The organism is Bradyrhizobium sp. USDA 4472 (assembly GCF_054058595.1).
Genome location: NZ_JBSSAM010000001.1, coordinates 1,683,354 through 1,704,094 on the forward strand (window position 1 = coordinate 1,683,354; position 20,741 = coordinate 1,704,094).

Genomic DNA, 20,741 nt, shown 5'->3' on the forward strand with positions numbered 1-20,741 from the left:
GACTGCGCTGGCTAATCAAAGGCCTCGTTCCTCCTCGCACCTTTGCTCAAGGACACATCATGGACAAGCTGCCCGCGCAAATGACCGTGGTCGCCATCTCCCAACCCGGTGGACCCGAAGTGCTGGTGCCGGAACAACGGGCCCTGCCGCAGCCCGGTCCTGACGAAATCCTGGTGAAGGTGCAGGCCGCGGGCGTGAACCGGCCCGACGTGGCGCAGCGTTCCGGTGCTTACCCGCCCCCGCCCGGCGCCAGCGATCTGCCCGGCCTCGAGATCGCAGGTGAAGTGGTCGCCGTCGGCAGCAACGCCAAGCGGCACAAGATCGGCGACATCGTGATGTCGCTCGTCGCAGGCGGCGGCTATGCGCAGTACTGCATCGCGCAGGACGCCCAGGCCATGAGCGTGCCGCCGGCACTCTCGATCAAGGAAGCCGGTGCGCTGCCGGAAACCCTGATGACGGTCTGGCACAACGTGTTCGAGCGCGGCGGCCTGAAGGCCGGCGAGACGCTCCTGATCCATGGCGGCTCCTCCGGCATCGGAACGATGGCGATCCAGCTCGCCAAGGCGTTCGGCGCAAAAGTGTTCGTCACCGTGGGATCGCAGGACAAGATCGATGCGTGCCTGAAGCTCGGTGCCGATCGCGCCATCAACTACAAAACCGAAGACTTCGTCGCCGTGGTGAAGGAAGAGACCGACAAGGTCGGCGTCAATTTGATCCTCGACATGGTCGCCGGCGACTATGTCGACCGCAACTATGATGCCGCCGCGGTCGATGGGCGAATCGTGCAGATCGCAACCCTCAACGGCCCCAAGGTCAGCGTCAACATCGCCAAGGTGATGGTGAAGCGATTGACCCATACCGGCTCGACCTTGCGCCCCCGTAGTAATGCGGACAAGGCGGCGATGGTGGCTGCCATTGAAGCGAAAGTGATGCCGCTGTTGCGGGAGGGCCGGATCAAGCCGCTGATGGACAGCGCTTTCCCGCTGGAAAAGGCCTCCGACGCACATCGGCGCATGGAGACCTCCGCACATATTGGCAAAATTGTGTTGGAGGTCTAGGCCGTTGACCCACCAAGCGGGGCGGAAACCCTTTGATTCTCCTCGCTTTCGTGGCATCTATCGCCAACTGCCGAACCACTTCCGTCCGGTCTGAAATCGCATTTACGTGCCAGCCTTCCTGCACGCAGAGTTTGCGTCGAACGCGGAGAACTGACCTTGCGTCTGATCAGGTGCCTCGCGCCCATCGCGCTGGGCCTCATGATTCTTGTCGCCGCGTCGCCTGCACGCGCGCTTGACGCTGTCAGCGTCCGCAGCGATGCGCCCGCGATCGACCTCACCGGCGTGCTCGAGCATCAGCGCAGCGATTCCGACCGCATCCAGGTCTCCACCGCGCCCGGCACCGACGGCATCGTCCGCCGCATCGAGGTGCGCGCCCGCGAAGGCGGCCAGAACTGGGTGGTGTTCGCGCTCGCCAACAACACCGACGACCAGCTCGACCGCCTGATCGTCGCCCCGCATTACCGCATCGTGTCGTCAGGCCTGTTGTGGCCCGACCTCGGCCTGTCGCGCATCGCGACCATCACGCCGTCCATCGGCGACCGGCCGGAACGCCAGGAGAGCGCGACCGCCGACGTGTTCCGCATCACGCTCGACCCCGGTGCCGTCGTCACCTTCGTCGCGGAGCTGCGCACCGACAAGCTGCCGCAGCTCTATCTGTGGGAGCCGGAAGCTTACAAGGACAAGGTCAACTCGTTCACGCTGTACCAGGGCATCGTGATCGGCATCTCGGGCCTGCTGGCACTGGTGCTGACCATTTTGTTCGTGGTGAAGGGCAGCATCATGTTCCCCGCTGCGGCGGCGCTGGCCTGGGCGGTGCTGGTCTATATCGGCGTCGACTTCGGCTTCTGGGGCAAGGTGCTCGACATGTCGAACAACGCCGAGCGCATCTGGCGCGCGGCGGGTGAAGCGATATTGGCGGCGACGCTGCTGGTGTTCCTGTTCGCCTATCTCAATCTCAGTCGATGGCATGTGCGCTACTCGCACATCACGGTGGGCTGGCTGGCCTTCCTGGGCTCGCTGGTCGCGCTCGCCTTGTTCGATCCGGCCGTCGCGTCCGGCATCGCGCGAATCTCACTGGTGCTGATCGCCTTCGCCGGCTTCGCGTTGATCGTCTATCTTTCCACCCACGGCTTCGACCGCGCGGTGCTGTTGATCCCGACCTGGTTCCTCCTGGTGGTCTGGGTGGTCGCGGCCGGCATGACGGTCGCGGGCTCCGTCACCAACGATATCGTCGGCCCGGCGCTGCTCGGCGGCCTCGTGCTGATCGTGATGCTGATCGGCTTCACGGTGATGCAGCACGCCTTCGCCGGCGGCGGCGCCACCACCGGCGTCGTCTCCGACATCGAGCGCCGTGCGCTGGCGCTGGCCGGTTCCGGCGATCTGATCTGGGATTGGGACGTGTCCGCCGACAAGGTTTTTACGAGCCCCGAGACGGAAGCATTGCTCGGATTGAAGCGCGGCACGCTGGAAGGGCCCGCAGCCTCGTGGCTGGAAGTGCTGCATCCGCTCGACCAGGATCGTTTCCGCGCCGCGCTCGACAGCGTGCTCGACCAGCGCCGTGGCCGCCTGGTGCAGGATTTCCGCCTGCGCACCCCGGACGGTCACTTCATGTGGTTCGCGCTGAAGGCGCGCCCGGTGGTCGGCTCCGACGGCGAGGTCTCGCGTGTGGTCGGCACACTCACCGACGTCACTGACCTGCGCAACGCCGAAGAACGCATGCTGCACGATTCCGTGCATGACAACCTCACCGGCCTGCCCAACCGCAAGCTGTTCATGGATCGGCTCGGCGCCGTCGCGCATTTCGCCAAGTCGATGCCGACGCTGCGGCCGACGCTGATGGTGATCGACCTCGACCGCTTCAAGCAGGTTAACGATTCAGTCGGCATCGCGGTCGGCGATTCCATCCTGCTGACGCTGGCCCGCCGCCTCACCCGCATCCTGAAGCCGCAGGACACGCTGGCGCGCCTCGCCGGCGACCAGTTCGGCCTGATCCTGCTGTCCGAGCAGGACCCGGCCCGCATCACCGCCTTTGCCGAAACCATCCGCAAGACCATTCGCGCGCCGATCGCCTTCAACGATCGCGAGATTTTCCTGACGGCGTCGATAGGCCTCGCCTTGTCTGATCCGCAGACGCAACTGACCGACGAGATTATCAAGGACGCCGAGCTTGCGATGTATCACTCCAAGCGCATCGGCGGCGACCGCATCGACGTCTACAAGCCCGCGATGCGCGCGCGAAAGACCGACCGCCTGACGCTGGAGAGCGAGTTGCGCCGCGCCATCGAGCGGCAGGAGCTCACCATCCTGTACCAGCCGATCGTCCGGCTGGAGGATCGTTCGGTTGCCGGCTTCGAAGCCCTGGCGCGCTGGGACCATCCGAAACTCGGGCGCATGGCGCCGTCGGAATTCATCACCATCGCGGAAGAGACCGGCCTGATCGTCGACCTCGGCATGTTCGTGCTCGACCAGACCGCCAAGCAGCTCTCGATCTGGCAGCGCGCGATGCGCTCGCGCGAGCCGATCTTCGCGAGCGTCAACGTGTCGTCCCGTCAGCTGCTGCGCCATGACCTCATCCACGATATCCGCACCGTGCTGTCACGCTCCTCGGTGGCGCGCGGCACGCTGAAGCTGGAGCTGACGGAATCGCTGGTGATGGAGAATCCGGAGCATGCCGCGCAAATGCTGGCGCGGATCCGCGAACTCGGCACCGGACTGTCGCTCGACGATTTCGGCACCGGCCATTCCTCGCTGGCTTACCTTCAGCGCTTCCCGTTCGACACCATCAAGATCGACCAGTCCTTCGTCCGCACCACCAATCGCGGCACCCGGCCGGTGATCCTGAAGTCGATCATCGCGCTCGCGCACGATCTCGGCATGGACGTGGTGGCCGAAGGCGCCGAGACCGATTCGGACGCGGTCGAGCTGTATCAACTGGGCTGCGAATACGCGCAGGGCTTTGCCTTCGGCGAGCCCATGGACGCGGACGCGGCGATGCGCCTGCTGACGGAAGTGCGCCTGGAAGCGGCGAGTTGATCTCGCCCCGCGTCGTGGTCTCGTAGGGCGGGCGATACTGCGCGCGCCCCCTACCCCGGCCTGCGCCCATCCTTCTTCATCTTCGTGAACCGCACGCTCTGGCCATCAGGCATCCGGACCGCCTTGAAGCCCGCGGCGAGGCAGGCTTCGCGCTGGGGCATCTGGATGTCCGGACTGCGCAGGCTATCCCACCATGAGGCACGGTTGGCCGCCCGCGGCAGCGCCGCGCCGATGATCTCCTCGATCTGCTCAAAGGTCAGCACGAATTCCATCTGCTTTTGCCGCATGAGGTAATCGCGTAGCGCGTCGTAGTCGTTCACTGTCGTCCTCTGCATTTGTCCGCGGCGGTTTGCGCAAAACCGATACCGGCGGAAACCAGTTCTTAACTCATCGGCGCAGCGCCGTCGCGTTTTAAACACTACGCAAGCTTTCAGGCCCATCCGTTAAGGTCGGGAGCAAAAGGATGCTGTCTGGATGGCGTGAAGCCACGGCCCGCCGGCCCTGGCGTATTTCGGCGAAGCTGCTGATCATCTCGTCCGTCGTGACGGTGATCGGCTTTTCCGCCATTTGCGTCAACGTCATGCTGGACATGCGCCGCGGCGAAGAGGCGCTGGCCCGCCAAACCCTGGAAAACCTGGCGACCTCGATCGACGCCGACATCAGCCGCAACATCGACATCTATGATCTGTCCCTGAAGGCGGTCGCCAGCAACATGCTGCTGCCGGAGATCAACGCGGTCTCGCGGTCGATCCGCCACCTCATCCTGTTCGACCACTCCACCACCGCGAAGCATTTCGGCGCCATTCAGGTGTTCGACGCGGATGGCCGCTTGACCATCGACGCCTCGACCCTCGATCCGCAGCCGGAGAACCGCGCCGACGAAGAGTACTTCAGGATTCACCGCGACAGCCCCGACGCTGGTCTCTACATCAGCCGGCCGATGCTGTTCCGCGGCGCCTATTCGATCGTTCTGAGCCGACGCGTCAGCGACACCGACGGCGGCTTCATGGGCGTGGTCGCCGGCTCCATCCGCTTCAGCTATTTCCACGAACTGTTCGAGCGTCTGAACCTCGATCCCGAGGACACCATCACCGTGCTCAAGCGCGACCGCACCATCATGATGCGGCGGCCATTCGATCTCGACGTCATCGGCAAGAATCTGGAAACGCAGCAGGCGTGGAAGCCCGACAATCTCAAGGCTGGCGGATCCTTCGCCGGAAAGGGGCCGGTGGACGCAACGCCGCGCCTCTACGTGCGCAGCAGCGGCTCTGGTCCGTTGTTCGTCGTGGCGGGCAAACCGCTCGGTGCCGTGTTCGAACTCTGGCAGAGGGAGGCCTTTCGCATCGGCGCGGTGGTGCTGGCGCTGATCCTCTTCGTGCTGGCGTCGACGCTGGTCCTCGCCCGCGAGATCAGCCGGCGCGCGGACGCCGAGAGCAGGCTCGAGGAGATGGCGACGACCGACGCGCTCACGGGCCTGCGCAACCGCCGCAAGTTCGACCAGGTCATCGACAGCGAATGGCGGCGCGCCGCGCGGCAGAAGACACAGCTCGCGCTTCTGATGATCGATGCCGATCATTTCAAGGCATACAACGACACGTTCGGCCACCAGGCCGGCGACCAGTTGCTGGTCGGCATCGCCATCTGCATCTCCGATTCGCTGCGCCGCGCCGGCGACTGCGCCGCGCGCTATGGTGGCGAGGAATTCGCGGTGCTGCTGCCGAACACGTCGGCCGCCGACGCCTTCAAGATCGCCGAGATCATCCGCGCCAAGGTGCTGGGCTGGTCTGATGGCGGGGCGGGATCGACCGTCTCCTGCGGCATCGCCAGCCTCGCGCCGACCAGCGGCATGGACTGGTCCGTGCTGGTCGCCGCGGCCGACAAGGCGCTCTATGCCGCGAAAGCCGGTGGGCGGAATCAGTCGGTGGTGGCGAGCCTGCCGAAGCTTTCGCTGGTGGCGTGAGCTACGCTATCGTCGTCAAGTGCCGAGCATCCGCCACATGCTCGGTGTCGTGCCAGCGAAGGCCGGGACCCAGCACAGGCCGTGGTTTGGCGAAGACTCGTCGTTCGGTACTTCGACCGTTCGCAAGCGGTAGATCACGCGCTCCGGGTCCCGGCCTTCGCCGGGACGTCGCAGGGAAACTACTGCCCCAGATACTTCTTCATCTCCGCGATCAGCCCCTCGCGCAATTCCGGCCGCTTGAGGCCGTAGGCGATGTTGGCGCGGAGGAAACCGGGCTTCGAGCCGCAATCATGGCGCTCGCCCTCGAACTCGACGCCGTAGAACTTTTGCGATCTGGCGAGGCCGATCATGGCGTCGGTGAGCTGAATCTCGCCGCCGGCGCCGCGCTCCTGGGTCTCCAGGATCTTGAAGATCTCCGGCTGCAGGATGTAGCGGCCGGTGATCGAGAGGTTGGAGGGCGCGGTGCCCTTGGCCGGCTTCTCGACCATGCCGTCGACCTCGAACATCTTGCCGGTGCGCTTTCCGACGCCGCAGATGCCGTATTGGTGCGTGAGATGATCGGGCACGGCCTCGACCGCGATCAGGTTGGATTTCTCGCCGAGGGTGGCAGCGGTCTCGATCATCTGCTTCAGGCAGCCGGGTGAATTGAGCACGAGCTCGTCGGGCAGCAGCACCGCGAACGGCTCGTCACCGACGATGTCGCGCGCGCACCAGACCGCATGACCGAGGCCGAGCGGCGCCTGCTGGCGCGTGAAGCTGACGGCGCCGGCGTCCGGCTGGTTCTGCGCCAAAATCTCCTGCTCGGCCTTCTTGCCACGTGCGGCGAGCGTCGTGTCGAGCTCGAACATCCTGTCGAAATGATCTTCGATGACATTCTTGTTGCGGCCGGTGACGAAGACGAAGTGCTCGATGCCGGCTTCCCTCGCCTCGTCATAGACGTACTGGATCAGCGGCTTGTCGACGATGGTGAGCATTTCCTTCGGCATTGCCTTGGTGGCGGGCAAGACGCGGGTGCCGAGGCCGGCGACGGGAAATACGGCTTTGCGGATTTTCATGTGATCGATCGAATACCCTTGAGCGTTCGTGAAAGAAGCAATGGCATCTTGCTAGCTGGGTTGCAGCCGGTAACAAAGGCGGATGTTGGGCCCGCCCCGTCGAATTGAGAAAAGGCCGGCAGCGAAATTTCACTTTTCTTAAGATATTGGCAACCGTAACGAGGCCTCCTGATGGCTGATTTTTGGCTGGACGGGTGGGACATGGTGCGATCGCAGGCAGGATTGGCAAAACGGGGGGGATCTCTTGCCGGCGCAACAATGATTGCGGCCGCGCTGCTGTTCCCCGTGTCCGCGCATGCTCAGGGACAAAACGGCCTGTCGGGCCTGTTCGGCGGTATTTTCTCAGGGTCGAACCCGTCGCAACCCGCACCCGGCCAAGGCGGCATCCAAGCCGGACCTCAGCCCTGGAGCGGCGAGGACGGTGCCTCCGGCCATCCGCTGATGACGGCGGCTGCGATCCGCGAGGCGGCCGGCAATTTCGACAATTGCGTCGCTGGCATGTGGCCCGATGCCGCACGCCGCGGCATCACGCAGGAGAATTTTCAGCGCTTCACCGCCGGGCTTGCGCCCGACCTGCGCATCATGGATCTCATGGATTCGCAGCCGGAATTCTCCAAGTCGATCTGGGACTATCTCGACATCCTCGTGAACGACAACCGCCTCGCCAAGGGCAAGGAAGTTCTCGCCACGTACAAGCCGCAGTTCGATGCCACCGAGAAGGCCTATGGCGTCGACCGCTATATCATCGCCGCGATCTGGGGCATCGAGTCCAATTATTCGACGCAGATGGGCGACCGCAGCGTGCTGCAATCGACCGCGACGCTCGCCTGCATCGGCCGCCGCCAGGCTTATTTCAAGGACGAGTTCCTCTCCGCGGTGGAGATCCTCAACCGCGGCGACTTGCGCCCTGAGCAGATGCGCGGCTCCTGGGCCGGCGCGTTCGGGCCGACCCAGTTCATGCCGACGGCGTTCAAGCGCTATGCCGTGGACGGGGATGGAGATGGACGGCGCGACGTCGTCGACGATCCAACCGACCTGATCGCCTCCACGGCCAACAATCTGAAGAAGGACGGCTGGCAGGCCGGCGAGACCTGGGGCTACGAGGTCGTGGTGCCCCAGGGCTTCAACTACATGCTGGCCGACCGCGCCAAGATGATGACGATTGCGCAATGGGAGAAGCTCGGGCTCAAGCGGGCGACCAACCAGCCCTTCCCGCATCCGGCCGAGAAAGCCTATCTGCTGGCGCCCGCCGGCGCGCAAGGACCAGGCTTCCTGATGCTGCAGAATTTCCGGGTCATCATGAAATACAACCCGGCCGAGGCCTATGCGATGGCGATCGGCCATTTCGCCGACCGCCTGCGCGGCGGTCAGCCCTTCGTACAGCCCTGGCCCCGCCAGGAGCGAGAGCTATCGCGGACCGAACGGCTGGAACTGCAGCAGCTTCTGGCCGAGCGCGGCTTCTACAAGGGCACTCCGGACGGCCAGTTCGGCGCCCAGACCCGGGACGCCCTGCGTAACTTCCAGGTCTCGATCGGGCTGCCTGCTGACGGATTTGCCACCTCCGACGTGCTGGACCGGCTGCGCGGGCGGTAAAAACGCGCCGAAACTAACCCTGATCAGGGATTTTGGCCGCTCGGCGGTATTTTCCCTGGGAATCCGCAAGAGAACTTGCCCGTTTGGCGCCCGATTCCGTTATTATATCGATCTATCTCCAGACCCTTGCGCGCGCCCGAGATCGCATGTCGAAGCCAAAATCCTTTTTCAAGGCGCTGACCGAGACCGGCCCGCTGATCGCGCTGGGGACCGCGCTTGCGATCATGATCGGGGTCGCGGGACCGGCTTCCGCACAGTTCTTCAGCTTCCCCGGCTTCGGCAGGCCGCCGCCGCAGCGGTCGGCACCGCCGCCACAACGTGGTGGCGGCTGGTTCGGCGGCGACTTTTTCGCGCCATTCCAGCAGCAGCAGCAGCCACAGGCCCCGCGCCAGGATTTTTCGCGCGCCCCGGCTCCGGCCAAGCGCGAGACGGTTGCCGACAAGAACGTGCTGGTGATCGGCGACGCCATGGCCGACTGGCTCGCCTATGGCTTAGAGGACGCCTACGCCGAGCAGCCCGACATGGGCGTGATCCGCAAGCACAGGACAACGTCAGGCCTGATCAAGTACCAGCCGAAGGGTGAACCCTCGGACTGGGCGGCGGCCGCGAAGGGCATCCTCGAAACCGAGAAGCCTGACGTCATCGTTGTCATGCTCGGCCTCAACGACCGCATCGCGATCCGCGAAACGGTCGACAAATCCGACAAGCCTGCCGACAAGAAGAACGACAAAGGCGCGCGTGGCAAGCCGCAAGGAAAGGGTGACGCAAAACCGGGCGACGCCAAGTCCGATGTCGCCAAGTCCGATACCGCCAAGTCCGATACCACAGCAGCCGATGACAAGGCGGCAGCAGACCCCGACCTGCCGCAGGACGACGCCGACAACGCCGACGCGCCGGTCGCCGCGCCCGAAAAGACCGCACGCAACCCGAACGGCGTCTACGAATTCCGCGACGACCACTGGGTCGAGCTCTACAGCAAGAAGATCGAGGAGCTTGCGAACGTCCTCAAGGCCAAGGGCGTACCGGTGCTCTGGGTCGGCCTGCCTGCGATTCGCGGGCCGAAGGGCACCGCCGACATGCTGTTCCTGGATTCGCTCTACCGCGAGGGCGCGGCCAAGGCCGGCATCACCTATGTCGACGTCTGGGACGGCTTCGTCGACGAAGCCGGCCGCTTCCTGCAGAAGGGCCCCGACTTCGAAGGCCAGATCCGCCAGCTGCGCAGCTATGATGGCGTCTACTTCACCAAGCCGGGCGCGCGAAAACTTGCCCATTACGTCGAGCGCGAAATCACGCGCCTCTTGGCCGGACGTTCCGGCCCGATCGCGCTGCCGAGCGAGCCCGCAACGCCCGATACCAACGCCGAGCCCGGCAAGCCCGCGCCGCGGCCGCTGGCCGGGCCGATCGTGCCCCTGGTCGCAGCCTCGATCTCGACCGATCAATTGCTGGGCGGACCGGGCACGCGCCCCGCCGCCGTCGATGCGCTCGCCGCAAGAACGCTGGTCAAGGGCGAGCCGCTGGCCGCGCCCGCCGGCCGTGCTGACGATTATGCCTGGCCGCGCCGCGAAGTCGGCCGCGAACAGGCCAAGGGCGACACACCAATGGCGGCAACGACGCCTGATGGCGGCGCTGCGGCCGGCGTCGCGCCCGGCACGCCCGCCGCGATCGCCCCGCCCAAGCCTCCCGCAGCGAAGAAGCCCGCGCCGCCGCAACAGCCGGCACAGGCCGCGCCATCCTTGCGCGATTTCTTCGGCTTCGGCTCGCCACAGCCCGCGCCGCGTCAACTGGCGCCTGCGCCGCGGAACCCGAATCCTGCGATCCCGCGTCCCCCGGGCAATGTCGGGCGGGCGGCGGAAGTGATTCGGTAATCGGCTCCGTGTCCCCGACGCGGCGCAGCACCTCTTGGTGATGCGACACAGCCGGGGCCCAGCCTCTCACAACATCACAAAAGAACGGGCCCCGGCTCAGCGCAGCAGCGCTTTGGCGCTGCAGCGCGTGCCGGGGCACGAGAGCAGTGTTTATCGTTCAGCGGTAATAGGGCCAGCGCGGTGGCGGTCGACGGGCGGGGCGCGACATCAGGAGCGCGAGCGCGAAGCCGATGCCGCCCGCAACGAGCAGCGCGCCGAGCGGGTTGTCCTGCACCTTCTGCGCGATGGCCTTGGAGCCATCCCGGAAGGTCTCGCCGCTGTTGTCATAGGCATCCTTGGCGTAACTGGTGGCCGTGTCCGCCGCATCACGCACGGCGTCCTTGGCCTGGCCGTAGAGATTCTGCACGGTGCCGGCCGCTTCGCGGGCCTTGCCCGACGCCTGGGTCTGCCCATCGCCAGCGAGATCACCGACCGCGCCTTCTGCGCGTCCAGCGAATTCCTTGGCCGATCCGACGATCCTGTCCTTGTCCATGATGCTCCTCCTCGGGGGTCTGCCCATGTAACCGATCAGGAGGAGCGCAGTTCCACGGCCACCGAGAGTTTGGCTCAGAGAATGAGCCCGCCGTCGACCACGAGCGTCTGTCCGATCATGTACGACGACAGCGGCGAGGCCAGGAACAGCGCGGCGCCCGCCATGTCGGCGGGCGTGCCCAATCGCCGCAGCGGAATGCGTGACAATGCGGCTTCGAGCCGCTTCGGATTGTCGGTCGTCACCTTCGTCATCTTGGTGTCGACAAGGCCGGGCGCGATGCCGTTGACGCGGATGCCGTCCTCGGCCCACGCCTCGCCCAAGGTCCGCGTCAATCCAACCGCGCCGGTCTTCGACGCATTGTAGGCGGGATTGCCCATGGTGGAATGGTACGCCGCAGTCGAGGACACCATGATCAGCGCGCCCCCGGAATGCCGCAGCATGGAATGAAAGCGCGTCGCACACGCCATCAGACTCATCAGATTGACCTCGACGACCCTGCGGAAGCCCGTCATCTCGAATTCGCCACGGCGATAGAGCACCGCGCCCTGCGCGAGCACCAGGATATCGAGCTTCTCGAATGACGGCTTGAATGCTTCGACCGCACCGGGGTCGCTGACGTCGAGCTGCGTATAGGCAAGACCCGTGAGATCGGAGCCCTCCTCCTCCTGGTAGTCGGCTGCGCGAGCGCGCGTGCCGCACACCGCGACATCGGCGCCCCTCGCGCGAAAGGCCTGCGCGATGCCGTTGCCGATACCGCTGGAACCACCGACGACCAGCAGTTGCTTGCCAGAGAAATCGAGCTCGTTCGCCATCGCCGCCTCTCCTTTTGTTGTGCTTGTTTGACTGTTTTGCGTGTTTGACCTGTCTGGGGATCGATGCCAGCCTCGTCAATCTCATAACAAGAAGCAAGAGATTGCGAGGAAACAGCATGTCCGGATTCAAAGAGCTCAGCCGCTCAGTGAAAGGCCTGACCGTACTCGTCACCGGCGCGGCAAGCGGCATGGGACGCGCGACCGCGCGCGTGTTTGCGGCTGAAGGCGCCAACGTTGCCGTCACCGACTATGACGAGCAAGGGGCACATGCGGTTGCGAAGGAGATCGCGGCGAGCGGTGGTTCGGCGCAACCGTGGAAGCTCGACGTCGCCGATGGTGGCGAGATCAAGCGCGTGGTCAAGGATGTCGCGGCGCATTTCGGCGGCCTCGATGTCCTCGTCAACAATGCCGGCATCTCCGTGCGCGTCGCGATCGATGATGAAGGTTACGAAGATGCCTGGGCCAAGGGCATCGCTGTGATGCTGACGGCGCATCCGCGCATCATCCGCGCCGCGCTGCCGCACTTGCGCAAGTCGAAGTCCCCGCGCATCGTCAACATCGCCTCGACCGAGGCGCTCGGCGCCACCGCGCTGCACAGCCCCTATTCGGCCGCGAAGGGCGGTGTCGCGAGCCTCACCCGGTCGCTCGCGGTCGAGCTTGGCCGCGAGGGCATCACCGTGAACTGCATCTGCCCGGGCCCGATCCGCACCGCGATTACCGACCGCATCTCCGAGGAGCACAAGACCATCTACGCCAAGCGCCGCACCGCACTCGGACGTTATGGCGATCCCGAGGAAGTCGCGCATATGACACTGAGCCTGTGTCTTCCGGCGGCGGCGTTTCTGACCGGTGCGGTCATTCCTGTCGATGGTGGCCTGATGGCCCGAAACGCGTGAGAGCCATGCGCAGGGAGCGTTGACATCATCAAGCGCAGGAGTAGCTTTTTTCGACAGCAGAGCGGGCCCAACCGCTCGCGGTTCGCGGGAGAGACACCATGACGATCGCCATCCGGCAGCTTCAGAAGCATTTTGTCGGCGAGGTTTCCGGCCTCGACCTGCGAAAGCCTCTCACACCGGATGAGGCGCGCGACGTCGAGGCCGCCATGGACAAATATGCGGTGCTCGTCTTCCACGACCAGGACATCACCGACGAACAGCAGATGGCTTTTGCGCTGAATTTCGGTCAGCGCGAGGACGCGCGCGGCGGCACCGTGACCAAGGAGAAGGACTACCGGCTCCAGTCCGGCCTCAACGACGTCTCCAATCTCGGCAAGGACGGCAAGCCACTGGCGAAGGACAGCCGCGCGCATCTGTTCAATCTCGGCAATTGCCTGTGGCATTCCGACAGCTCGTTCCGCCCAATCCCGGCAAAATTCTCGCTGCTGTCGGCGCGCGTGGTGAACCCGAAGGGCGGCAACACCGAGTTCGCCGATATGCGAGCGGCCTATGATGCGCTCGACGACGAGACCCGGGTCGAGATCGAAGACCTCGTCTGCGAGCACTCACTGATGTATTCGCGCGGATCGCTCGGCTTCACCGAATATACCGACGAGGAAAAGATCATGTTCAAGCCGGTGCTGCAGCGGCTGGTGCGGACCCATCCCGTGCATCGGCGCAAGTCGCTGTATCTGTCATCGCATGCCGGCAAGATTGTCGGCATGAGCGTGCCGGAGGGACGGCTGTTGCTGCGCGACCTCAACGAACACGCAACTCAGCCTGAATTCGTCTATGTCCACAAATGGAGGCTGCATGATCTCGTGATGTGGGACAACCGCCAGACCATGCACCGCGTCCGCCGCTACGACCAATCGCAACCGCGCGACATGCGAAGGGCGACGGTGGCGGGAACCGAGCCGACGGTGCAGCAACAGGCGGCAGAGTAGCAAGGCGCACCAGACCCCGCTGTCGTCCCTGACAAGCGCAGCGAAGCGGAGCGCCGATCCGGAGGACAGCGCTGTGTTTACCGCACCAACTACGCGTGCCCGGCCTCGTTCGACAACATTCCGGGATCGATGCCGATCTTGCGCAAGGCGCGACCGTATTTCTCGTCGACGTCGTCGCCGAAGATCAGATCCGCATCGGCGTCGCAATGCAGCCAGCCATTGCTCTGGATCTCGGTCTCGAGCTGGCCGGGCGCCCAGCCGGCATAGCCGAGCGCTAGGATGGCGTGCTTGGGGCCGGAGCCGTTGGCGATCGCGCGCAGGATGTCGACGGTCGCGGTGAGGCAGACGCCGTCGTCGATCCGCAGTGTCGCGTGCTCGATGTAGAAATCGCTGGAATGCAGCACGAAGCCTCGGCCGGTGTCGACCGGGCCGCCGGCCAGCACCTTCATGCTTTCGGCATTTTGCGGCAGCTTGATGTGCTCGCCCTTCTTGATGATACCGAGCTGCTCCAACAGCTCCGGGAAATCGATGCTGCCGGCCGGATGGTTGACGATGATGCCCATCGCGCCCTCAGCCGAATGGGCGCAGAGATAGATCACCGAGCGCTCGAAGCGGGAGTCGCCCATCACGGGCATCGCGATCAGGAGCCGGCCGTCGAGATAACCGGCCGAATTGGGGAGCGCGCGGCCTGCCCTGCGGGAGCTTTCGCCCGCCCGTTTACCTGTGGGAGCCATCGGTGAAGCACTCCGGTTTCAATTCCTATCCTGATGTCGGGCCGATCCCGTGTCAAATCAAGGCTTGCAGAGACTTGAATCGAGTGCATCCATCACAAGCAATTCAATGGTTTGGCCCGGGGCGACCTTGTAAAGACGTGCCATGTTGACAAGAGTTCCCTTGCATGCGGCGATCGGCGTCGCGACAACCTTGCTTGCGTCGTCATTGGCGATGGGTGCCCATGCCGACGACGCGTCGCCGTGGCTGCGCGACGGACATTCCGCGGTGCGGTTGCTGGCGGGATCGCGGACCGGCGCAGTGCTGATCGGCGGTATCGCTTTCCAGCTCCAGCCCGGCTGGAAAACCTACTGGCGCATGCCCGGCGACTCCGGTGTTCCGCCGCGGTTCGACTTCTCGAAGTCGGACAATGTCGAAGCAGTGACCGTGATGTGGCCGGCACCGCTGAAATTCGACGACGGCGCAGGCGGCCATTCGATCGGCTATCACGACCAGATCGTGCTGCCCTTGCGCATCGTCGCCAAGGCCGCGGACAAGACTGTGACGCTGCGTGCCGAGATCAATTACGCCGTCTGCGAAAAGCTCTGCATTCCCGTCGAGGCCAATATCGAGCTCGGCTTCAACAATGTTGCGTCGACCGAAGACGCCAATCTGCGCGCGGCGCTCGACACCGTGCCGAAGCCCGCCAATATCGGCGATCCCAATCCGCTGACCATCCGCGATGTCAAGCGCGACGGCCCGAAGAACGTGGTGGTCGATGTCGTCGCGCCCGAGAACAGCAAGGTCAATCTGTTCGTCGAAGGACCGAGTCCCGAATGGTCTTTGCCCATTCCTGACGCGGTCGAGCATAGCCCGCCCGGCGTGAAGCGATTTTCGTTCGAACTCGACGGCCTGCCGCCGGGCGTCAAGCCCGACGGCGCAGCACTGAAGTTCACGCTGGTCGGGCCGGAGAAATCGTACGAGTTCAATACGAATTTGGACTAGGTATCGTCCTGGCTTTCGCCACGACGGCGCTGGTAACACCCAACCGAATCTTAAGGAATGGTTGCTAATCCTTGGGGTACCGCAAGACGCGGGACGCCTGGGGATTTCGACTTGGCCGTGATGGATGCAGACCCCGCTACGACCGGACCATCAGGGCTGATCGCGCGGTTGCGTGCCAGGTTGAACGGCGGCTCGAGCGAAGCCTCGCTGACGCGGCGGCTGGCCGGCACCATCTTCATCATTCGCGTCATCAGCGCGGGGCTTGCCTATTTTTCGCAGGTGCTGCTCGCACGCTGGATGGGAACGTCGGACTACGGCATCTATGTCTATGTCTGGACCTGGGTGCTGCTGCTCGGCAGCATGATGGACTTCGGCATCTCCGCCTCCGCGCAAAAGATCATTCCGGAATATCGCACCAGTGGCGACCATGCGCTGCTGCGCGGCTTTCTCTCCGGCAGCCGCTGGCTCACCCTCGCCGTCTCGACGCTGGTGTCGCTCGGCCTTGCCGGCATCGTCAAGCTGCTGTCGTCCTGGATCGATCCGGGCGAGGAATTGCCGCTCTATATCGGCTGCATGACCCTGCCGGCCTTCGTCGTCGCCAACACCCAGGACGGCATCGCGCGCTCGCATGACTGGATGCAACTCGGCCTGATGCCGCAGTTCATCATCCGCCAGGCGCTGATCATCGGCATCACGGCCGGCGCCTTCCTGCTCGGCTATCATCTCGGCGCTGTTGCCGCGATGGCCGCGAGCGCGGGCGCCGTGTGGATCGCCATGACCGGGCAGATGGTCGTGCTGAACCGCAAGCTCGCCGACGGCATCGCGCCGGGCCCCAAGGCTTACGACATCAGGGGGTGGCTCGCAGTGTCGCTGCCGATCCTGCTGGTCGAGAGCTTTTACCTGCTCTTGTCTTACACCGACGTGCTGGTGCTCCAGCAATTCCGCCCCTCCGACGAGGTCGGCGTCTACTTCGCCGTGGTGAAGACGCTGGCGCTGGTTTCGTTCATCCACTACGCAATGTCGGCGACGACGGCGCATCGCTTCGCCGAATACAACGCACTCGGCGACAAGGCGCGCCTGTCGGCCTATGTCGCGCACGCCATTGCCTGGACGTTCTGGCCCTCGCTCGCCGCGACCGCCGCGCTGCTTGCGCTCGGCAAGCCGCTGCTCTGGCTGTTCGGACCGCAATTCGTTGTCGGCTACGACATCATGTTTGTCGCCGCTGTCGGATTGGTCGTCCGCTCTGCGATCGGGCCGGTCGAGCGGCTGCTCAACATGCTCGGGCAGCAGAAGATCTGCGCGCTGGCCTACGCGTTGGCGTTCGTGATGAACGTCGTGCTCTGCATCGCGCTGGTGCCGCGCTTCGGCGGCCACGGCGCCGCGGCCGCGACGTCGATCTCGCTCACCTTCGAGACGGCGCTGCTGTTCTGGATCGTGCGGCAGCGGCTCGGGCTGCACGTGCTGGCGTTTGGTAAATAGGTCCTGCGCCCCGTCCCCGGTCGCTGACGCGGGGAAGGACTATTTCGCGCCAAGCCGCAGAACAAAGCGAAACTTCTGCCAATCTCCGGATTGTAGCACGATTTTTCTTATTCCACCCAACAGGTTGCGCCCCGGGGAAAGTTTATTCTACGTCATATTGCCCAACTGACGAGATAAACCTAGATTTCCCCAGCCATGATTGATCCGCTTTACGTCGCCTCGGGTTTTGGCGTCGGCCTGCTCGTCGGGCTGACCGGCGTGGGAGGCGGCTCGTTGATGACGCCGCTCCTGATCCTGCTGTTCGGTATCCACCCGACCACGGCCGTCGGCACCGACCTGCTCTATGCCGCAGCCACCAAGTCCGGCGGCAGCGTGGTGCATGGCTGGTCGCGTAGCGTGCACTGGCCGGCGGTGCTGCGGCTGGCCTGCGGCAGCATTCCGGCCAGCGCTTTGACGCTGCTGGTGCTGTGGAAGCTCGATCTTCGAGGCGATACCGAACGCAATCTGGTCAACCTCGTGCTGTGCTTTGCGCTGTTGCTGACCGCGACGTCGCTGATCTTCCGCAATTCGATCATAGAGCGCTATCGCCGCCGCATGGAGCAGGTCGGCGAGCGCACCACGATGATTGCGACCATCATTACCGGCATCGTGCTCGGCGTGCTGGTCTCGATTTCGTCGGTGGGCGCCGGTGCGGTCGGCGTAACCGTGCTGCTGCTGCTCTACCCGCGGCTGCCGATGGCGACCATCGTCGGCTCCGACATCGCGCACGCCGTGCCGCTGACGCTGGTGGCCGGCATTGGCCACTGGGTGCTCGGCTCCGTCGACTGGGGTCTCATGGGCGTGCTGCTGCTGGGCTCGCTGCCCGGCATCGTCATCGGCAGCTACAGCGCGACGCGCGTGCCGGAGACGGTGCTGCGCGTGGCGCTCGCCAGCGTCCTCGTGGTGGTCGCGAGCAAGATCATGTTCACCGAGCTGAACGTGCAATCCGCCATCGTGACGGCGCTGGCCTGGAGCCATTGAGGCGTGGGGCTGCCGCCTCGTCCTCGGTATGGTAGGGTGGATTAGCCGAAGGCGTAATCCACCACTCCTGTCTCTGTGGAAATAGACGAGGTGGGTTACGGCTTCGCCTAACCCACCCCACGATAACGGCGCCCTTACTCCGCGGTCCAGCCGCCGTCGATCGACAAATTGGTACCCGTGATCTGCGCGGCATCGTCGCTGCACAGGAACAACGCGAGCGCTGCGACCTGCTCGGAGGTCACGAACTCCTTGGTCGGTTGCGCATCGAGCAGCACGTCGTTGATGACCTGCTCGCGCGTGAGGTTGCGGGCCTTCATCGTATCCGGGATCTGCTTCTCGACCAGCGGCGTCCAGACATAGCCAGGGCTGATGCAGTTGCAGGTGATCTTGCTGGTCGCAACCTCAAGCGCCACGGTCTTGGTCAGGCCGGCGATGCCATGCTTGGCCGACACATAGGCCGACTTGAAGGGCGAGGCGACCAGTGAATGCGCCGAGGCGGTGTTGATGATGCGGCCCCAGCCCTTCTTCTTCATGCCGGGGACGGCGGCGCGGATGGCATGGAAGGCCGAGGACAGGTTGATCGCGATGATCTGGTCCCACTTCTCCGGCGGGAATTCCTCGATCGGCGAGACGAACTGGATGCCGGCATTGTTGACGAGGATGTCGACCGAGCCGAACGATTTTTCGCCAAGCGCGATCATCCCGGCGATCTCGGCCGGCTTGGTCATGTCGGCGGGCGAGTAGACCGCCTTCACGCCGAAATCGGACTCGATCTTCGAGCGCTCCTTCTCGATATCCTCGGGCGAGCCGAAGCCATTGATGACGACATTGGCGCCGGCGGCGGCGAAAGCGCGCGCATACGCAAGCCCGATGCCGCTGGTGGATCCTGTCACGACGGCATTCTTGCCTGAGAGTGTACCCATGTTATTCGCTCCTTTGTGGCGGGGGCGCAGTGACGTCCCCCGTGAGATCGTAAGTGACCATGGTCTCGCCGGACTGCGGCCTCTCGAGCCAATCTTTGTGGCGCATCGACAGATGCACGTCGCGCACCCCGCTTTCCCAATGCTCGATCATCGCGACATGCGAGAAGTCGTAGTCCTTGGACGAGGATTCATAATTCTTGCTGCGATAGATCAGGTGCACCACCGTGATCGTGCTCTCGCGGGCCGCCTTGTTGAGGATCTCGACCGAGGGATCGTTCTTCAGAAAATCGGGCAGCTTGTCGATCAGCGCGCGCAGCGCCTTGCGGGTGTTGTGCACCTGCTTGTTCTTGTCGGTGTTCATCCGCGTGCGGCTGGAGAAGCGGATGTCCTTCTCGCGCTCGGTCGCCTCGAGCAGCGAGGTCGGGAGGTCGCCGCGGGCGCTGAACAGGTCGACCTGGAAGATCAGGAGGTCGCGGTCGATCTCGGCGTCGAGCACGAAGTCGAGCGGCGTGTTGGAGGCGATGCCGCCATCCCAATAATGCTCGCCGTCGATCACCACGGACGGAAAGCCCGGTGGCAGCGCACCGGACGCCATGATGTGCTCTGGGCCGATCTTCTTGCCGAGCTTCTTGAACTCGTAATTGTCGAAATATTTGAAATTGCCGGAGGTGACACCGACGGCGCCGACCGACAGGCGGGTCTTGAGATCATTGATACGGTCGAAGTCGACGAGCCGCTCCAGCGTCTTCTTCAGCGGCGCGGTATCGTAATAGCTCTCGGCCTGCTTGCTCCCCGGCGGCCAGAGCGGCGCGGGCGGCAAACGCGGGACGAAGAAGCCGGGCACGCCGAAGGTCGCGATCAGCGCTGCGCTGGTGGAATTGAACAGCTCGCGGCCGTGGTCGCTCTTCCCGATCGGCTTCCACGGCACCGGCGCGGACACCATCTCCCAGAATTCCTTGAGCCGCTTGACGCGGGTTTGGCCCTCATTGCCGGCGATGATGGCGGCATTGACCGCGCCGATCGAGATGCCGGCCACCCATTCCGGCTCGAAATCGAAATGGCAGAGCGCCTGATAGGCACCGGCCTGATAGGAGCCGAGCGCACCGCCGCCCTGGAGAACCAGGACGCGCTGCGCCTTCGCGGGGACTGTTGCGACTTCCGGGCTGTGATCTGTCATGTGGGACTAATAGCAAAAGGCGAGCCACCGTGGCGACAGTTTCGCCGCGGCGTCAATGCATCCCGGGATCAAGTCTGGCTTATCTGGGGTCGGTCGAGGCCAGGATCATGGTCCAGAACACCTTGTACTTGGTGCCTGGAGCATAGCTCGCCGCTATGCCCAATTTTGTGACACCGCTCTTGAGCATGTTGGCGCGATGGGGCGGCGAGTCGCGCCAGCCGGAAAAGGCTTCCGCCAGCGTATGATAGCCGGCCGAAATGTTCTCGACCGCCACGGTCGCGGGATAGCCGCCGGCGGCAAGGCGCTTGCCCAGGGGCGCACGGACGTCATGGTCCATCTTGTTGGCGGCGGCCATGGCGTTGGACTGGGATTCGGCGAGCCGCATCAATTCAGGGTCGACCTCGACGGTGCCGAGGCCGTTGTTCTGGCGGTATTGCGAGATCATGATCGCGGCGGCCGGCGCATCGAGCTTGGCGCCCGGCACCGACATGTCGGCATACATCGACGGCTGCTGGACCGGCGCTTCGTTGCCGGCACAGCCGGCGAGAAGCAAAATGATGAGAATTGCGGCCGCAGCGCGCATGTTCAGGGGCCCCCAAATGAGGGGCCGTTGTTGCATACCAACCGTGGCTGAAA

Annotated in this window: 18 protein-coding genes; 10 read left to right on the forward strand and 8 right to left on the reverse strand. The window is 64.4% G+C overall.

The window, feature by feature from the left end; all coding sequences use genetic code 11:
- The first annotated feature begins 59 nt into the window (after window positions 1-59).
- A complete protein-coding gene (locus ACVWZ4_RS07575; protein WP_456701250.1) occupies window positions 60-1,058 on the forward strand; it encodes an NAD(P)H-quinone oxidoreductase in 999 nt (332 codons plus the stop codon).
- Between the two features lie 156 nt (window positions 1,059-1,214).
- On the forward strand, window positions 1,215-4,091 hold the full coding sequence (locus tag ACVWZ4_RS07580; protein ID WP_456701249.1) for an EAL domain-containing protein: 2,877 nt from the start codon (window positions 1,215-1,217) through the stop codon (window positions 4,089-4,091).
- Between the two features lie 50 nt (window positions 4,092-4,141).
- Here the strand turns inward: ACVWZ4_RS07580 and ACVWZ4_RS07585 are convergent, their stop codons facing one another.
- Window positions 4,142-4,411 (reverse strand): DUF7662 domain-containing protein, encoded by a 270-nt coding sequence (locus ACVWZ4_RS07585; protein WP_456701248.1) that lies wholly within the window; start codon window positions 4,409-4,411, stop codon window positions 4,142-4,144.
- Between the two features lie 143 nt (window positions 4,412-4,554).
- On the opposite strand from ACVWZ4_RS07585, the gene ACVWZ4_RS07590 reads away from it, so the two are divergent.
- Entirely contained in the window at window positions 4,555-6,051 is a 1,497-nt protein-coding gene (locus ACVWZ4_RS07590; protein WP_456701247.1) for a sensor domain-containing diguanylate cyclase, read from the forward strand.
- 179 nt (window positions 6,052-6,230) lie between these two features.
- Here ACVWZ4_RS07590 and ACVWZ4_RS07595 read toward each other — a convergent pair whose 3' ends face one another.
- On the reverse strand, window positions 6,231-7,106 hold the full coding sequence (locus ACVWZ4_RS07595) for a UTP--glucose-1-phosphate uridylyltransferase (RefSeq protein WP_456701246.1): 876 nt from the start codon (window positions 7,104-7,106) through the stop codon (window positions 6,231-6,233).
- A 201-nt stretch (window positions 7,107-7,307) separates the two neighbouring features.
- Between ACVWZ4_RS07595 and ACVWZ4_RS07600 the strand changes: the two genes are divergently transcribed.
- Together ACVWZ4_RS07600 and ACVWZ4_RS07605 are read left to right on the forward strand one after the other, a co-directional pair.
- Complete coding sequence (locus ACVWZ4_RS07600; protein ID WP_456738235.1) at window positions 7,308-8,699, forward strand: lytic murein transglycosylase; 1,392 nt, start codon at window positions 7,308-7,310, stop codon at window positions 8,697-8,699.
- Between the two features lie 146 nt (window positions 8,700-8,845).
- Window positions 8,846-10,564, forward strand: coding sequence for an SGNH/GDSL hydrolase family protein (locus ACVWZ4_RS07605; RefSeq protein ID WP_456740009.1), 1,719 nt, complete (start codon window positions 8,846-8,848; stop codon window positions 10,562-10,564).
- Window positions 10,565-10,721: 157 nt separating this feature from the next.
- On the opposite strand, the gene ACVWZ4_RS07610 is transcribed toward ACVWZ4_RS07605, so the two are convergent.
- Window positions 10,722-11,096, reverse strand: a complete 375-nt coding sequence (locus ACVWZ4_RS07610) for a CsbD family protein (protein ID WP_456701244.1) — start codon at window positions 11,094-11,096, stop codon at window positions 10,722-10,724.
- 74 nt (window positions 11,097-11,170) lie between these two features.
- Entirely contained in the window at window positions 11,171-11,908 is a 738-nt protein-coding gene (locus tag ACVWZ4_RS07615) for an SDR family NAD(P)-dependent oxidoreductase (protein WP_456701243.1), read from the reverse strand.
- Window positions 11,909-12,024: 116 nt separating this feature from the next.
- Between ACVWZ4_RS07615 and ACVWZ4_RS07620 the strand changes: the two genes are divergently transcribed.
- Both ACVWZ4_RS07620 and ACVWZ4_RS07625 read left to right on the forward strand, forming a co-directional pair.
- A complete protein-coding gene (locus ACVWZ4_RS07620; RefSeq protein WP_456740010.1) occupies window positions 12,025-12,804 on the forward strand; it encodes an SDR family NAD(P)-dependent oxidoreductase in 780 nt (259 codons plus the stop codon).
- Between the two features lie 98 nt (window positions 12,805-12,902).
- Window positions 12,903-13,790 (forward strand): TauD/TfdA dioxygenase family protein, encoded by an 888-nt coding sequence (locus ACVWZ4_RS07625; protein ID WP_456736281.1) that lies wholly within the window; start codon window positions 12,903-12,905, stop codon window positions 13,788-13,790.
- A gap of 89 nt (window positions 13,791-13,879) precedes the next feature.
- Here the strand turns inward: ACVWZ4_RS07625 and ACVWZ4_RS07630 are convergent, their stop codons facing one another.
- Window positions 13,880-14,524, reverse strand: coding sequence for a YqgE/AlgH family protein (locus ACVWZ4_RS07630; RefSeq protein WP_456740011.1), 645 nt, complete (start codon window positions 14,522-14,524; stop codon window positions 13,880-13,882).
- 142 nt (window positions 14,525-14,666) lie between these two features.
- On the opposite strand from ACVWZ4_RS07630, the gene ACVWZ4_RS07635 reads away from it, so the two are divergent.
- From ACVWZ4_RS07635 to ACVWZ4_RS07645, 3 genes are all read left to right on the forward strand, one after another.
- Window positions 14,667-15,506 (forward strand): protein-disulfide reductase DsbD domain-containing protein, encoded by an 840-nt coding sequence (locus ACVWZ4_RS07635; protein ID WP_456740012.1) that lies wholly within the window; start codon window positions 14,667-14,669, stop codon window positions 15,504-15,506.
- A 111-nt stretch (window positions 15,507-15,617) separates the two neighbouring features.
- On the forward strand, window positions 15,618-16,985 hold the full coding sequence (locus ACVWZ4_RS07640) for a lipopolysaccharide biosynthesis protein (protein WP_456701238.1): 1,368 nt from the start codon (window positions 15,618-15,620) through the stop codon (window positions 16,983-16,985).
- 195 nt (window positions 16,986-17,180) lie between these two features.
- Window positions 17,181-18,005, forward strand: a complete 825-nt coding sequence (locus ACVWZ4_RS07645; protein ID WP_456740013.1) for a sulfite exporter TauE/SafE family protein — start codon at window positions 17,181-17,183, stop codon at window positions 18,003-18,005.
- Window positions 18,006-18,139: 134 nt separating this feature from the next.
- Here the strand turns inward: ACVWZ4_RS07645 and ACVWZ4_RS07650 are convergent, their stop codons facing one another.
- From ACVWZ4_RS07650 to ACVWZ4_RS07660, 3 genes are all read right to left on the reverse strand, one after another.
- The gene (locus tag ACVWZ4_RS07650) at window positions 18,140-18,928 is read right to left on the reverse strand and encodes a 3-hydroxybutyrate dehydrogenase (RefSeq protein WP_456701236.1); all 789 of its coding nucleotides are present in this window, start codon (window positions 18,926-18,928) and stop codon (window positions 18,140-18,142) included.
- Window position 18,929: 1 nt separating this feature from the next.
- Window positions 18,930-20,105 carry a DUF3734 domain-containing protein gene (locus ACVWZ4_RS07655; RefSeq protein ID WP_456740014.1) on the reverse strand — a complete coding sequence of 392 codons (1,176 nt, stop codon included), beginning with the start codon at window positions 20,103-20,105 and terminating at the stop codon, window positions 18,930-18,932.
- A gap of 79 nt (window positions 20,106-20,184) precedes the next feature.
- On the reverse strand, window positions 20,185-20,688 hold the full coding sequence (locus ACVWZ4_RS07660) for a CAP domain-containing protein (RefSeq protein ID WP_456701234.1): 504 nt from the start codon (window positions 20,686-20,688) through the stop codon (window positions 20,185-20,187).
- Between the last annotated feature and the right edge of the window lie 53 nt (window positions 20,689-20,741).